Annotated in this window: 13 protein-coding genes; 4 read left to right on the forward strand and 9 right to left on the reverse strand. The window is 70.8% G+C overall.

What is annotated here, in order from left to right:
- Positions 1 to 196 precede the first annotated feature (196 nt).
- From ACFWGJ_RS31890 to ACFWGJ_RS31900, 3 genes are all read right to left on the reverse strand, one after another.
- Entirely contained in the window at positions 197 to 1,246 is a 1,050-nt protein-coding gene (locus tag ACFWGJ_RS31890) for a Zn-dependent alcohol dehydrogenase (RefSeq protein WP_387331633.1), read from the reverse strand.
- A 4-nt stretch (positions 1,247 to 1,250) separates the two neighbouring features.
- Positions 1,251 to 2,396 (reverse strand): acyl-CoA dehydrogenase family protein, encoded by a 1,146-nt coding sequence (locus ACFWGJ_RS31895; RefSeq protein WP_387331635.1) that lies wholly within the window; start codon positions 2,394 to 2,396, stop codon positions 1,251 to 1,253.
- Positions 2,397 to 2,481: 85 nt separating this feature from the next.
- A complete protein-coding gene (locus ACFWGJ_RS31900; protein ID WP_387331637.1) occupies positions 2,482 to 3,393 on the reverse strand; it encodes an SDR family oxidoreductase in 912 nt (303 codons plus the stop codon).
- Between the two features lie 101 nt (positions 3,394 to 3,494).
- On the opposite strand from ACFWGJ_RS31900, the gene ACFWGJ_RS31905 reads away from it, so the two are divergent.
- A complete protein-coding gene (locus tag ACFWGJ_RS31905; RefSeq protein ID WP_387331639.1) occupies positions 3,495 to 4,421 on the forward strand; it encodes a cyclase family protein in 927 nt (308 codons plus the stop codon).
- Between the two features lie 475 nt (positions 4,422 to 4,896).
- Here ACFWGJ_RS31905 and ACFWGJ_RS31910 read toward each other — a convergent pair whose 3' ends face one another.
- The 4 genes from ACFWGJ_RS31910 to ACFWGJ_RS31925 all read right to left on the reverse strand — a co-directional run bounded on the left by ACFWGJ_RS31910 (position 4,897) and on the right by ACFWGJ_RS31925 (position 9,197).
- A complete protein-coding gene (locus ACFWGJ_RS31910; protein ID WP_387331653.1) occupies positions 4,897 to 5,415 on the reverse strand; it encodes an ATP-binding protein in 519 nt (172 codons plus the stop codon).
- Between the two features lie 516 nt (positions 5,416 to 5,931).
- The gene (locus tag ACFWGJ_RS31915) at positions 5,932 to 6,840 is read right to left on the reverse strand and encodes an acyl-CoA dehydrogenase family protein (protein WP_387331641.1); all 909 of its coding nucleotides are present in this window, start codon (positions 6,838 to 6,840) and stop codon (positions 5,932 to 5,934) included.
- Positions 6,841 to 6,843: 3 nt separating this feature from the next.
- Positions 6,844 to 7,998 carry an acyl-CoA dehydrogenase family protein gene (locus ACFWGJ_RS31920; protein ID WP_387331643.1) on the reverse strand — a complete coding sequence of 385 codons (1,155 nt, stop codon included), beginning with the start codon at positions 7,996 to 7,998 and terminating at the stop codon, positions 6,844 to 6,846.
- Positions 7,998 to 9,197, reverse strand: coding sequence for an amidohydrolase family protein (locus ACFWGJ_RS31925; RefSeq protein WP_387331645.1), 1,200 nt, complete (start codon positions 9,195 to 9,197; stop codon positions 7,998 to 8,000). The genes ACFWGJ_RS31920 and ACFWGJ_RS31925 overlap by 1 nt, the downstream gene beginning before the upstream one ends.
- Before the next feature lie 152 nt (positions 9,198 to 9,349).
- Here ACFWGJ_RS31925 and ACFWGJ_RS31930 point away from each other — a divergent pair, with 152 nt between their 5' ends.
- Entirely contained in the window at positions 9,350 to 10,861 is a 1,512-nt protein-coding gene (locus tag ACFWGJ_RS31930) for a class I adenylate-forming enzyme family protein (protein ID WP_387331647.1), read from the forward strand.
- Here the strand turns inward: ACFWGJ_RS31930 and ACFWGJ_RS31935 are convergent.
- Both ACFWGJ_RS31935 and ACFWGJ_RS31940 read right to left on the reverse strand, forming a co-directional pair.
- Positions 10,840 to 11,352, reverse strand: a complete 513-nt coding sequence (locus ACFWGJ_RS31935) for an EF-hand domain-containing protein (RefSeq protein WP_387331649.1) — start codon at positions 11,350 to 11,352, stop codon at positions 10,840 to 10,842. The genes ACFWGJ_RS31930 and ACFWGJ_RS31935 overlap by 22 nt on opposite strands.
- 162 nt (positions 11,353 to 11,514) lie before the next feature.
- Positions 11,515 to 11,925 carry an STAS domain-containing protein gene (locus ACFWGJ_RS31940; RefSeq protein WP_387331655.1) on the reverse strand — a complete coding sequence of 137 codons (411 nt, stop codon included), beginning with the start codon at positions 11,923 to 11,925 and terminating at the stop codon, positions 11,515 to 11,517.
- Positions 11,926 to 12,287: 362 nt separating this feature from the next.
- On the opposite strand from ACFWGJ_RS31940, the gene ACFWGJ_RS31945 reads away from it, so the two are divergent.
- Together ACFWGJ_RS31945 and ACFWGJ_RS31950 are read left to right on the forward strand one after the other, a co-directional pair.
- The gene (locus ACFWGJ_RS31945; RefSeq protein ID WP_387331657.1) at positions 12,288 to 12,863 is read left to right on the forward strand and encodes a sigma-70 family RNA polymerase sigma factor; all 576 of its coding nucleotides are present in this window, start codon (positions 12,288 to 12,290) and stop codon (positions 12,861 to 12,863) included.
- Complete coding sequence (locus tag ACFWGJ_RS31950) at positions 12,860 to 14,095, forward strand: maleylpyruvate isomerase N-terminal domain-containing protein (protein WP_387331651.1); 1,236 nt, start codon at positions 12,860 to 12,862, stop codon at positions 14,093 to 14,095. Before ACFWGJ_RS31945 ends, ACFWGJ_RS31950 begins: the two co-directional genes overlap by 4 nt.
- Positions 14,096 to 14,221 lie beyond the last annotated feature (126 nt).

Consider the following 14,221-nt stretch of genomic DNA (forward strand, 5'->3'; position numbering starts at 1 on the left):
CGCCCCTAGGTACCTAGGGGCGCGGGGAACTGCGCGGCCAACCCCCACCGAACCCGCACGCACAAACCCACGCCGGCCCCCACCCCCTAGGGGCGCGGGGAACGGCGCAATCTTTTGCCTTTAGGGGCGCGGGGAACTGCGCAATCCTTAAGGCCCGCCCCCACCGGGCCCGCACACGCAATCCGCCCCGACGTTCCTAGAACGTCAAGACAGCCCGGGCTGCAAGCCCGAGACGCGCATCCGCGACCGCCTTCTCGAAGTCCCCCACCGCATACGTCTGCGTCACCAGCTCATCCAGCAACAACCGCCCCTCCCGGTACATCTGCGCATACAGCGCAACATCCCGCTGCGGCCGCGAGGCCCCGTACCGGCACCCGAGGATCGACTTGTCCAGGTACATCGACGAGACGAGGAAGGACGCCTCGGCCCCCGCGGGCGGCACGCCCAGCAGTACCGCCTGCCCCCGCCGGTCGAGCAGGTCGACGGCCTGCCGTACCAGCTCCACCCGCCCCACACACTCGAAGACGTGATCCGCCCCCGTCGGCAGCACGTCCCGCACCCCCTCCACGGACGTGAAGAAGTGCCCGGCCCCGAACCGCCGTGCCACCCCCTCCTTCGCCGGATTCGAGTCCACCGCCACCACCGTCAGCGCGCCGGCGATCCGCGCGCCCTGGATCACGTTGAGCCCGATCCCGCCCGTCCCGATGACGACCACGCTGTCCCCGTGCTCGACCCGCGCCCGGTTCAGCACGGCCCCGACCCCGGTCAGCACCCCGCATCCGATGAGCGCGGCCGAGGCCATCGGAATGTCCTCGGGGATCCGTACCGCCTGCACGGCCTTGACCAACGTCCGTTCGGCGAAGGCGGAGTTGGACGCGAACTGGTACAGCGGCTGCCCGTCCCGCAGGAACGGCCGCCGCGGCCTCCCGATGGCCGTGCGGCACATGGTGGGCCGCCCCCGGTCGCACTCGGCGCAGGCACCGCAGTTCGCGAGCGTGGACAGGCAGACGTGGTCACCGGGCTGCACATGCGTGACGCCCGCGCCCACCTCCGCCACGACTCCGGCGCCCTCGTGCCCGAGCACCACGGGTACGGGGAAGGGGATGGTGCCGTCCAGCACGGAGAGGTCGCTGTGGCACAACCCCGCCGCCGAGATCTCCACCAGTACCTCGCCGGGTCCCGGATCCCGTATCTCCAGGTCGTCCGCCACCTGGGTCTGCTCACCGTCGAAGATCACGCCCTTCATGGCCTCAGCCCTTCGCTTCCCTGGGAAGGCCGAGCACGCGCTCGGCGATGATCGTGCGCTGGATCTCGTCCGAACCGCCGTAGATGGTGTCGGCGCGGCTGAAGAGGAACAGGTGCTGGAGAGCGTCGAGTTCGTAGGGCGCCTCGGCCGACCAGTCCGCGGGGCCGACCGCCGCCCCGGCCCCCCGTACCCGCATCGCCAGTTCCCCGAGCCGCTGATGCCACCGGCCCCACATCAGCTTGGCCACACTGGGCGCGCCCAGGTCCGCCGAACTCCCCAGCGTCCGCAGGGCGTTCCACCGCATGGTGCGCAGCTCGGCCCACTGGCGTACGAGCAGATCGCGTACGACCGGGTCGTCGGCCGCCCCCGAGGCGACGGCCGCCTCCACGACCTGCGCCAACTCCTGTGCGAAGCCGACCTGCTGGGCCAGTGTGGAGACGCCGCGTTCGAAGCCGAGCAGGCTCATCGCGACCTGCCAGCCGTTGCCCTCACCGCCGACGAGATGCTCCGCCCGGGCGTGCGCCCCGTCGAAGAAGACCTCGTTGAACTCGCTGGTCCCGGTCATCTGCCGGATCGGCCGGACCTCGATCCGCCCGGGCTGGTCCATGGGTACGAGCAGAAAGCTCAGCCCGCGATGCCGCCGCGACCCCGCCTCCGTACGCGCCAGCACGAAACACCAGTCCGCCTCGTGCGCCAGCGAGGTCCAGATCTTCTGCCCGCTGATCCGGTAGCCGCCGTCCGCCTCCCGCACGGCCTGCGTACGGATCCCGGCGAGGTCGGACCCGGCGCCGGGCTCGCTGTACCCCTGGCACCACAGCTCGTCACCGGACGCGATGGGCGGCAGGAACCGGTTCCTCTGCTCCTCACTGCCGTGCGCGATGAGCGTGGGAGCCAGCAGCTTCTCCCCGATGTGCCCACTGCGCGCGGGCGCCCGGGCCCGCGCATACTCCTCGGCCCACACCACCTGCCGCCCCAGCCCGACAGCCCGATTCCCGTACCCCTCCACCCCCCACCCGATCCCGATCCACCCCCCACGTCCAAGAACCCGCTCCCAGGTCCTGCGGTCCCCGGCACCCCCCACATGCTCCGCAAGCCACCCCCGCACCTCAGCGCGAAAGGCTTCATCCTCCGACGTACACCCGAATTCCAAGGTGTCCTCCCACCGCCCAGCTTTTAGGGGCGCGGGGAACTGCGCAACCAGCCACAACGCACCCGCACCCACCCACGACCGCCCCCTACGCCCCCGCCCCCCGCGCGGCCCGAGCAGCCCGCTCCATCTCCTCCACCCGCACCAACAACGGCATCGGGTCAACCCCCACCGTCCCCGGCAGGAAGTCAGCGATCCGCTCAGGCGTCCACCCCCCTTCCGCATACCCCGAACGGAGTTCCCGCGGCTGCGCCCACACCGCGATCTTCGGCCCCGCCACGGTGTACACCTGCCCGGTGATCCCCTCCTCCCGGGCCCGCCCGGACAGCAGGTACACCACGAGCGCGGCCACATCCTCCGGCTCACCGATCTCCGTCAGCTCCATCGGCACGTTCGCGGACATCCGCGTACGGGCGACCGGCGCGACCGCGTTCGCCGTCACCCCGTACTTGTGGAGCCCGAGCGCCGCGCTGCGGACGAGCGAGATGATCCCGCCCTTGGCCGCGCTGTAGTTGGCCTGCGAGACGGACCCCTGGTGGTTGCCGCTGGTGAACCCGATCAGCGTGCCGGAACCCTGCCGCCGCATCACGGCCGAGGCCGCACGGAACACGGTGAACGTGCCCTTCAGATGCGTGGCGATGACCGGGTCCCACTCGTCCTCGGACATGTTGAAGAGCATTCGTTCGCGCAGGATCCCGGCCACGCAGACGACCCCGTCGAGCCGCCCGTAGGTCTCCAGGGCCGTGTCGACGATCCGCTGCCCGCCGGCCATGGTGGAGATGTCGTCGGCCACGGCGACCGCTTCCCCGCCGGCCGCCCCGATCTCCTTGACGACGGCGTCGGCGACCGAACTGCTCGGCTGTGAGCCCTCGATGGAGACGCCGTAGTCGTTGACGACGACCCGTGCGCCCTCGGCCGCGGCGGCCAGTGCCACCGCGCGTCCGATGCCCCGGCCCGCCCCGGTCACGGCGACGACCCTGCCTTCCAGGAAGTTCCCCACGCCCCGGCCCCTTCCCGCGGTTTCTGACGGTCCGTTAGATTTGCTACGGCTCAGATTCTACGACCCGTCAGATACCTGGAGACAAGTCCCGGGGAGTACTCATGTCACTGCCGGCCGAGTTCCACGAGATCGCCAAGCGCGTGAACAACTGGGGGCGTTGGGGTGCCGACGACGAGATCGGCACCCTGAACCTGATCACCGACGAGGTCGTGCGCGAGGCCGCCGCGAACGTCCGGACCGGCCTGCGCGTACCGCTCGCCCTTCCCCTGCGCCAGGACGGCGTACAGACGGGGATGATCCCGGGCCGGGTCGATCCGCTGCACACGATGGTGCAGATCAACCAGGAGCTGTTCGGCCCCGGCACGATCGCCTGCAGCGACGACGCCGTGACGATGGGCCTCCAGGCGGCCACCCACTGGGACGCGCTCAGCCATGTCTCGCACTCGGGCAGGCTCTACAACGGCCGCCCCGCCGACACGATCACCGCCCACGGGGGCGCCGAGTTCAACGGCATCGACAAGCCCCGGCACATCGTCTCGCGCGGCGTCCTGCTGGACGTGGCCCGCGCGCGCGGGGTGGGGCGCCTGGACAGCGGGCACGCGGTGACCCCGGAGGACCTCGATGCGGCCGAGGAGCTGACCGGCACGAAGGTCGGCCCGGGCGACATCGTCCTCGTACGTACCGGTCAGATCCAGCTCCTCCTCGCGGGCGACAAGCAGGGGTACGCCTTCCCCTCGCCCGGTCTGTCCGTGCGCACCCCGGAGTGGTTCCACGCCCGCGATGTCGCGGCGGTCGCGAACGACACCCTCACCTTTGAGATATTTCCACCCGAGACAGAGGACCTGTGGCTGCCCGTCCACGGCCTCCACCTGGTGGAAATGGGCATGCTCCAGGGCCAGAACTGGAACCTCGAAAAGTTGTCCACAGCCTGTGGAGAAGTCGGCCGCTTCACCTTCCTGCTGTCGGCGATGCCCGAACCGTTCACCGGCGCCACGGGCACCCCCGTCGCCCCGGTCGCGATCCTCTGACGAACCCGTCGACGGACCCGGCACCCAGGAGCCCCGCTCCGAACCACCGGGGCCGGCTGGCGGCGCGTCTCCCCCACGGACGGCCACGCCCGGGCGAGAGGGCCCCCACCCCACCCCGGGCGCGACACCGCGCGCCGCCATCCGGCTCTCCGGCGCGCCTGCCCCTGGCCCCGCAGGAGCCGACGCCGAATCGCGATCCGCGCTCGCCGAGGGCTCCCGTCACCGAAGACCCCGACGTCCCCTCACGGCGAATCGCTGAACACAAGCGTGACGAAACGGACACGCGGCGTCAACACCCGTTCGGCGATTCACGCCATTGGCGCGCTTTGTGACGCGCACGGACGGAAGCACGGCCCGGCGCACTCGGCATCACCGGACACCCGGGGCCGGGACTCCGTGCCCTCCGTGCGCCAGCGGGCGCACCCGTGCCCGAGCGCCCGCTCCCGCGTGACGAGCCCCGGCGGGGTACCGCCGCCTACACGGCCTCGTACGCCAGATCCCCGTAGACCACGGGAGATGCCGCCGAGGGCACCACCGGCACCGCGTCGCATCCTGTGACAAGCGTGGTCGCCGACGAACATCGGTCCACCTCGCACCAGATGCGCTTCCCGGCGCCCTCGGCGCTCCAGCCCCACCGGTCGGCGAGACCGTCGACGAGTGCGAGGCCGCGGCCGTTGGTGTCGTCGCCGTCCGCACACCGCGGGCGCGGGGCCCGGGTGCTGGCGTCGACGACCTCCAGACGGACGGTCGCGACGGCGTCCCCGACGGCCCGCTCGCCTGCGGTCGGCGCGCTCGCCGCGTCCGGTACGAACAGCCGCAGGACGGCGGGGCGGCCGGTGTGCACCACGGCGTTGGTGACCAGCTCCGAGACAAGCAGGATCAGCGTCTCGGCCAGCGGCTCATCGGCCTCTATCCCGGAACCCGCGAGCCGCGAACGGGCCCACCTCCGGGCTCGCCCCACCTCCGCGGGGTCGGGCCGGATCTCCAGCTGCACTTGAAGCACCTGCACCGCTCACACCATCCGAACCGGCGGACACATCGCCTCGCGCCTCGCAAGGGCCACGATCGTGGTCAGAAAAGGGCTCACGGAACGTGATTCCCTCAGGAGACAGCATGGTTGACGTACAGTCACCCCAACAAGCGCTTCGGGCATATTCCAGCGCGAAGGAGTACGCGTGCGGCATACTGTGCGACGCTCGCCACGGGGAGTCGAACAGGCAGGAACGGTCCTGCTTCCTGCCCCGCGAGCGGCACGCATCGCCGGATCCGGGGCTGCCCCGGGGGCAACACCGTGATGGCCCGGCCTCAGAACCACTCGCATCCCACACAAGGTACCGGAGCAGGCCGCCGACTCCAGGCCGTGACGAGTCACGCGTAGGACACAACCCGATATCAACGCTCGGTAATTCCGGTATGCCACGTTCCGCGACTTCCGTCCCCTCGGACCGTCCCCGCCCCCTCGCCGGAGTGCCACGATCGGCGGCATTCGGCACCGTCCGGCTTCCGCGGCTCACGCCCCGGGCCGCGCCGCCGACGCCGTCAGATCCTCCGCGAGCGCCTCCTCGGCCGCCGCGGCGCCCGGGCCGCGACGGGCCCGCGACCAGGCCCGTTTGAGGTGCAGGTGGACATCGGACTCCCAGGTGAATCCCATCCCGCCGTGCACCTGGAGGCAGTCGCGGGCCCCGCGCTCGGCGGCCTCGTCGGCCAGCAGCCGGGCCGCCGCGATGTCGAGCGGATCGGCGGTGACGGCTGCCGCGTACACCGCCGCACGGGCCACTTCCACCCGCACGAGCATCTCCGAGCACAGGTGTTTCACCGCCTGGAACGCCCCGATCGGCTGCCCGAACTGCTCACGGGTCCGGGCGTGTTGCACGGCCAGCGCACAGGTCCACCCGGCCGAGCCGAGCTGCTCGGCCGCGGTCAGCAGGGATGCGACCGGGTCGGGGGGCGCGGCCCGGGGCACCCGGTGCAGGGGCGTCAGCGGATCGACGGACCGCAGGGCGACGGCTCCGCTCACGTCTCCCCGTACGACGTCCGCCTCGTCCAGCCATTCGACGAGGTTGCCGTCGACGGCGGCGACGACGCACGCGCCGGTGGCGGCGCCGGGCACCTCACCGGCCGCGAGGTGGGTGGCCACGAGCGGCCCGGGCAGCAGCGCGCGGCCGGCCTCCTCGAAGGCGAGCACCGCCTCGGGCAGCCCGAGCCCGACCCCGCCCCGCTCCTCCGGCAGCCGCAGCGCGAAGAACCCGGCCTCGCCCAACTCACGCCAGAGCGCCCGATCGAGCCCGCCGACAGCACCCCCCTCCCCGCCTCCCGGGCCCACGGCGGCCCGCAGCCGCTCCCGCCCGAACCGCCGCACCAGCACCTCGCGCACCCCGGCCCGTAACGCCCGTTGATCATCGCTGAGTTGGAAATCCACCGGTCACCGTCCCTTCGGGAGGCCCAGGATCCGCTCGGCCACGATGTTCCGCTGGATCTGCGAGGTCCCGGCCGCGATGGTGTACGAGAGTGACGACAGCCTGTCGACCGTCCACTCCCGGCCCAGATCGAGCGCTTCGGGGCCCAGCACCTCGGCCGCCGCGTCGTACAGCTCCTGGCGCGCCTGCGAGTACCGCAGTTTGAAGACCGAGCCGCCCACGCCCGGCACTCCGCCACTGCGCTCGGACTCGCTCACGTTCCACTGCGTCAGCCGCCACAGGGCGCGGAACTCGGCGTTGAGCCTGCCAAGCCGACGGCGCAACGGCACATCGTCCCACCGGCCGTTCTTCCGGGCCTCGCGCGCCAGCTCGCCCAGCACCCGACGGCAGGCGACCACCTCGCCCACGAAGGCGGTGCCGCGCTCGAAGGAAAGCGTCACCATGGTCACGCGCCAGCCGTCGTTCTCCTCACCGACGCGGTTGGCGACGGGCACCCGCACCTCGTCGAGGAAGACCTCGGCGAACTCGGCGGACCCGGCGAGCGTACGAAGCGGTCGCACGGTGATCCCCGGCGCGTCCATCGGCATCGCCAGCCAGGTGATCCCCCGATGCTTCGGCGCCTCCACGTCGGTCCGCACCAACAGCTCGCACCAGTCGGCCACTTCGGCGTGCGAGGTCCAGATCTTGGAGCCGCTGACCACGTAGTCGTCGCCGTCGCGCCACGCGCGCGTGCGCAGTGACGCGAGGTCGGATCCGGCGTCCGGTTCGCTGAACCCCTGGCACCACACCTCCTCGCCGCGCAGCACGGGCGGCAGCCATCGCGCCCGCTGCCGGGCGCTTCCTTCGGCGGCGATGGTCGGCCCGGCATGCAGCAGCCCGACGAAATTGGCCCCTACGTAAGGAGCGCCCGCCTTCTCGGTCTCCTCCAGGAAGATCAGATGCCGGGTCGGCGTGGCACCCCGGCCCCCCGCGTCGACCGGCCAGTGCAACCCCGCGTACCCGGCGTCGTACAACAGCCGCTGCCACCCGAGGTCGTACGCGCGCCGCCCCGGCCAGTCGTCGGCCGAGGGCTTGGCCGGCAGCCCCGGGAGCACCTTCCCCAGCCATGCCCGCAGCCGCGCCCGGAAGTCCTCGTCCTCGGCGGAGTACGAGAGGTCCATTACCTGTCGCGGTCCAGGTCGAGGCCGAGCATGCGGATGGCGTTGCCGCGCATCAGCTTGTAGACGGTCTCGTCGTCGAGGCCCTTCACATGGTCGAGGGCAACGTCCTTGGTGTGCGGGAAGGTCGAGTCGACGTGCGGATAGTCGGTCTCGAAGGTGGCGTTGTCCCGCCCCACCACATCCAGCGAGGCGACCCCGTGCTTGTCGCGGAAGAAGCAGCAGAAGATCTGCCGGTAGTAGTACGTGGAAGGCGGTTCGGGAATCAGATCCCGCACCCCGCCCCAGGCCCGATGCTCCTCCCACACGTCATCGGCACGCTCCAGCGCGTACGGGATCCACCCCATCTGCCCTTCGCTGTAGGCGAGCGTGAGCCGGGGGAACTTCACGAGCACCCCGCTGAAGAGGAAATCCATCATCGAGGCCATGGCGTTGTTGAAGCTCAGGGACGCCTGCACGGCGGGAGGAGCGTCGGGCGACGCGGCGGGCATCTGACTGCTGCTGCCGATGTGCATGTTGACGACCGTGCCGGTCTCCTGGCAGACCGCGAAGAACGGATCCCAGTACCCGGAGTGGATGGACGGCAGCCCCAGATGCGTCGGTATCTCCGAGAACGTCACGGCCCGCACGCCCCGCGCCGCGTTGCGGCGAATCTCAGCAACAGCCAAATCGATGTCCCAGAGCGGAATGATGCACAGCGGAATCAGCCGCCCCCCGCTGTCCCCGCACCACTCCTCGACCATGAAGTCGTTGTAGGCGCGCACGCAGGCCAGCGCGACCTCCTTGTCGTGCGCCTCGGCGAAGGTCTGCCCGCAGAACCGCGGGAAGGTGGGGAAGCACAGGCTCCCCTCCACATGGTTGGCGTCCATGTCCTTGAGCCGCTCGACCGGATCCCAGCATCCCGGCCGCATCTCCGCACGGGTGATGCCCTCCAGCGTCATCTCGTCCCGGTCGAACCCGACGGCGGCGATGTTGCGCTTGTACGGGAACTTCAGGTCCTCGTAGATCCACCAGTCGGTCGGCGGCCCGTCCGGATCCATCGTGATCCGGTACTTGCCCGCCACGTAGGCCAGTTCACCGATGCCCGCCGTCAGAGGCTTGGGCCCCCGGTCCCGGTATTTCCTCGGCAGCCAGGTCTCGAAGAGGTGGGCGGGCTCGATCACATGGTCGTCGACGCTGATGATCCGGGGCAGTTCGGTCATGAGTCCAGCCCTCTCCGGCGGCAAATCTGATGGCCCGTCAGAAGGCAGGCTAGCCCCGCACCCCTGGACCGACAAGGCGCAGACGCCTACGCTCTGCAGGCGACCTGACTACCCGTCAGTTACCTTGGCCATCAGCGGTGAGGAGCACGGGCATGCCCACGGACACCGCGCACACACTCGGCACCTCCCGCACCTTCTGGGAACTCGTCGAGCGCCGCGCCGCACTCACTCCCGACCGCCCGGTCCTCCTCCAGGACGACCGCACCCTGACCTTCGAGGAGCTGCGCGCCGGCGCCGAGCGCACGGCGGCGGGCCTGCACGACATGGGCGTACGCCCCGGATCGGTGGTCGCCTGGCAGCTGCCCACCCGTATCGAGACCGTCGTGCTCGCGATGGCCCTGACACGGCTAGGCGCGGTCCAGTCGCCGGTCATCCCCTTCTACCGCGACCGCGAGGTGTCCTTCGCACTCCACACCTCACAGGCGGAGTTCTTCGCGGTCCCCGGCACCTGGCGCGGCTTCGACCACACGGCCATGGCCGAACGCATCGCCGCCCGCGGCACCTTCGAGGCGTACGACACCCTCCCCACCGGCGACCCCGCGTCACTCCCCGCCCCGCCCGCCACCGGGACGGACGTGCGCTGGATCTACTGGACGTCCGGCACGACCTCGGACCCCAAGGGCGTCCTGCACACGGACCGTTCACTCATAGCGGGCGGCAGCTGCCTGGCCCACGCTCTGCACCTCTCAGAAGCCGACACGGGCTCGATCGCGTTCCCCTTCGCCCACATAGGCGGCCCCGACTACCTGGTCATGCTGCTGCTGTACGGGTTCCCGGCGGTCCTCTTCGAGAAGTTCGCGCTGCCGGACGCACTGGAGGGCTACCGCAAGCACGGGGTGACGGTGGCGGGCGGTTCGACGGCGTTCTACTCCATGTTCCTGGCGGAACAACGCAAGCAGCCACACGTCAAACTCATCCCGACCCTGCGCCTCCTGGCCGGCGGAGGGGCACCCAAGCCCCCCGAGGTCCACCACGCCGTCGTACGCGAGATGGGCGTCAAACTCACCCACGGGTACGGCATGACAGAGGTCCCGATGATCACCATGGGCTCCCCGGACGACACGGAGGAGAACCTGGCGACGACGGAGGGGAAACCCCCACCGGGCATGGAAATCCGCATCACGGACAACGAGGTACGTCTGCGCGGCGAAGCGGTGTGCACGGGCTACCTGAACCCGGACCAGACGACGGAGGCCTTCGACGAGGACGGCTTCCTGATCACGGGGGACCTCGGCCACCTCACCCCCACCGGCCACCTGGTCCTGACGGGCCGCCTGAAGGACGTGATCATCCGCAAGGGCGAGAACATCAGCGCCAAGGAACTGGAGGACCTGCTGCACAGCCATCCGGCAATCGCCGACGCAGCGGTGATAGGCCTCCCCGACGCGGAGCGAGGGGAACGAGTGTGCGCGGTGATCGAGCAGGTCACCGGAACGCGCCCCCTCACCCTCGAAGAGGTCACCGTCCATCTGCGCGCGGAAGGGCTGTCCCCCCACAAGCTGCCGGAGCAACTGGAGGTGGTGGACGCCCTTCCGCGCAACGAGACACTGCGCAAGGTGCTGAAGTACCGGCTCCGGGAGCGCTACTCGGGCACCGTGAAGTAACGGGCGAAGGCGCTCACGATGTCGGGCTCGGTGACCACTCCGTCGGCGTCCGAGTCGAGAGCGCCGGCCGCGGTGGCAGCCGTCTCCCCGGGCACCCCGAGGGCCTTGAGGATCCGCGCGGTCTCGTCGACGGTCACGGAGCCGTCCCCGTCGGCGTCCGCGACGGCGAGCGCCGCGTCCAGGAAGGGGCGGGCGATCTCGGCGAACCGGTCGGGGTTGTCGCGCAGCCGCTTCACGGCCCCGTTCACGAACTCCTCGCGGGTGATCCGCTGGTCGCCGTCCCGGTCCGCTATGCCGGCCATGCCCTGCCAGAAGGCCTCCGCGCCGATGTACAGGGCCTGGCCCTTGTCACAGCGGGCCGTCGTGCCGAACTCGGCGAGCAGCGCCTTCGTCGCCGCGTTGAAGTCCTCGCGGTCGATGTAGCCGTTGCCGTCCTGGTCGAAGCCGGCGAACCGGGCGGCGATCTTCCGCTCGTACTCGGTACTGACCATGTCTTTCGGGCCGCCTTACCTCACGTGGGTGCGTCTGGCAGGAGCGTACGACGACCGGCCCCCTCGGGGAGCGGGAAAACGACGCTTGCGCCAAGACCGGGGAAAATCCGCGACAACGCCGTCACGAACACACTCAATGATCTTCCCCGTACGTGACGGTCATCACGCCGAAAGTGAACTCGTCTCGTCGTCCACGGCGGCGTCGACATCGGCATACGCGTCGAACAGCCTGCGCACACCGAGGGCACCCAGCACCCGGTTCACATGGGACCCGTCCACCGCTCCCTGCGCCGGGAGAACGACCCGCAGGCGCCCCTTGCAGGACCGGATGAGCCGCCGTGAGGCGATGAGCACGCTCACGCCGCTGGAGTCGCAGAACAGCACCCCGGACAGATCGAGGACGACATCCCGCCGCCCGTCGGCCACGGCCTCGTGCACGTGCTGCCGCAGCACGGGTGAGGTGACCAGATCCATTTCTCCCGAAACCCGCACGACAGCCCAGCCGCGCTGCTCGCCTTCGGTCACCCTGAGCGTCACGCGTCTGTCCCTCGCTCGACAATGTCGGACCCGCATACGGCCGAACCCAGAAACGGAAGCCACAACTACGCTTCCCTGCTGCGTGGCTGCCCCACCCCTCGCGCCGCGAAACACGGAATTTCGAATCGAAACGCACCCCACACGACCGCTTCCGATCAGCCGCACTCCAACCCGGCCACCCCCAATCAGAACAATTCACCCACCACCCAACCCAAAGTAACAACTGCCACACACACCGCGACAATTCCCCTATCACCCCGCCCCCTTCCCGGGGCGCGCATTGCCACAAAGGGGCGTGCGTCACCACGGGTGCCGACTACATTCGTGAGGAGACCGGAGAGGAGAATCCGGTGGACACGGGCACAGGCGTACGGCACGAACAGGGGCGAGGGGGCCGCATGGCCAGGAGGGACACGCCACCCCGCTGGGACCGCAAGATGCAACAGCGGCTCGCACGGGGGGAGGCCGCCGCACTCGGCGAGCTCTATGACCGCTTCGCTTCACTCGTGCACGGTCTCGCCCATCGCGTCCTCGGAGACGAGCACGCCGCCGACGGCATCACCCGCGAGGTCTTCGCCCACGTCTGGGAGAACCCCGAGTCGTACGACCCCAAGCAGGGCCCCCTGCGCTCCTGGGTCGCCACCCTGACACACCGCCTCGCCGTACAGCGTCTGCGCACCACGGAGACCGCCGCGCTGGCCCAGGACGGCACGGACGACACCGAGGAACTGGAACGCAAGGTCCGCCGCGCCTCCGTGGCGGCCCGCGCGGACTACATCGTCACGTCCATGCCGACCCCGCTGCGCACCGCCCTGGAACTCGCCTACTTCCAGCGCCGCGACTACCGCCAGACCGCCGCGGACCTCGGCGTCACCGCGGACGAGGCCCGCCGCCGCCTGCGCCTGGGCCTGCAACTCCTCTCCACGGCCCACGACACGCCAGGAACACCCCCCGACCGAGGGGGCGCAAGGTGAACAGCCACAACCCTTCCGAAGAACCAGACCACACCCCCCAATCGCCCCCGCGCATCCCCATCCCCCGCACCTCGATAGAGGACACAGGCCTCCCCCTCCCCACGCCACCCCTCATCCTCGAACACCGGGTACTGAAGGCGCTGCTCGGCGCCTGGGCGCTGGCGGCCTGCTCGCCCGAGGAGACGACGGCGGTGGAGGACCACCTCGGCGACTGCGGCGCCTGCGCGGACGAGGCCCTGCGCCTACGTGAGGCAGTGGGCCTCCTGCACCCGCCGGAGACCCTCGACCTGGACCCCGCCCTGCGCACCCGGGTCCTGCAGGCCTGCCTCACCCGCCGCCCGCCCCGCATCCCGGTCCCCTCCTGGGCCACCCCGTACGACGCGGAGACCGCCCGCCTCGACGCCCTGCTTCAGGACATCGGCGACGCCGAGTGGCACGCCCCGGTGCGACTGCGCTGGTTCGACGGCAAGGAACCCATCAGCCGGCGCACCACCGTCGCCGGAGTGATCGCCCACCTCCTGACCGTGGACGGCCTGGTCGCCGTCACCCTGGGCCTGGAGGACCCCCTGGAAACCCGGACGGGCACCCCCACCCCCGACCCCACTCCCTCGGCCCGCACCGAAGCCTTCTGGGGCGCAGCCCACGTCCCGCCCACCCGTTCCGTCCGCGGCCCCTGGCGCGAGCAGTCCCACAACCTCGTCCGCACGGTCGCCTTCGCCGGCGGAGGCTCCGGCCGCCTCCCCGTCCCGTACGGCGACTTCGAACTCCCGCTCCGGGACTCCATGCTGGACCGGGCCTTCGAGACCTGGGTCCACGCGGGAGACATCGCCGACGCGGTCGACTACCCCTACGAACCGCCCTCGCCCCGCCATCTGCACGCGATGATCGACCTGGGTGCCCGCATGCTCCCCTCGGCCCTGGCCGCCCGCCGCCAGGCAGGCCTCGCGGCCCCCGGCGAAACCCCCCACCTGGTCCCGGCCGGCACCCCCGGCCGCAGCCTGCGCCTGGAGATCGAGGGCCTCGGCGGCGGCGAATGGCTCATCCCGCTCGACTCCCCCGGCGCCCTGGCCTCCCCCGACCGCGAAGTGGCCCACGTGGCCCTGGACGGCGTGGAGTTCTGCCAGCTGGCAGCGGGCCACGTCTCCCCCGAAGAAGCGGCGGCAGGCCAGTCGGGCGACCGAGAGGCGATCAGAGACGTCCTGTTCGCGGCAGCATCACTGAGCCGCATGTAACACCAGCCCCGACACGCGCACCCGCAAGAGACCGGAGGGGGCCGGGGCGACGTGTCCGCCCGCAGCGGCCGGCGCGTCCACCAGGGGCCCTCTGTATCCAACTCAATCGCGCCGGACCGAGGACGG

Origin of the sequence: Streptomyces sp. NPDC060205 (assembly GCF_042728395.1) — a bacterium.
GTDB lineage: Bacteria > Actinomycetota > Actinomycetes > Streptomycetales > Streptomycetaceae > Streptomyces.

Bases quoted from the DNA above. Each gene is read 5' to 3' on its own strand.
- ACFWGJ_RS31890 (WP_387331633.1), bottom strand. From the start codon at position 1,246: ATGAAGGGCGTGATCTTCGACGGTGAGCAGACCCAGGTGGCGGACGAC.
- ACFWGJ_RS31905 (WP_387331639.1), top strand. From the start codon at position 3,495: ATGTCACTGCCGGCCGAGTTCCACGAGATCGCCAAGCGCGTGAACAAC.
- ACFWGJ_RS31920 (WP_387331643.1), bottom strand. From the start codon at position 7,998: ATGGACCTCTCGTACTCCGCCGAGGACGAGGACTTCCGGGCGCGGCTG.
- ACFWGJ_RS31925 (WP_387331645.1), bottom strand. From the start codon at position 9,197: ATGACCGAACTGCCCCGGATCATCAGCGTCGACGACCATGTGATCGAG.
- ACFWGJ_RS31930 (WP_387331647.1), top strand. From the start codon at position 9,350: ATGCCCACGGACACCGCGCACACACTCGGCACCTCCCGCACCTTCTGG.
- ACFWGJ_RS31935 (WP_387331649.1), bottom strand. From the start codon at position 11,352: ATGGTCAGTACCGAGTACGAGCGGAAGATCGCCGCCCGGTTCGCCGGC.
- ACFWGJ_RS31940 (WP_387331655.1), bottom strand. From the start codon at position 11,925: ATGCGGGTCCGACATTGTCGAGCGAGGGACAGACGCGTGACGCTCAGG.
- ACFWGJ_RS31945 (WP_387331657.1), top strand. From the start codon at position 12,288: ATGGCCAGGAGGGACACGCCACCCCGCTGGGACCGCAAGATGCAACAG.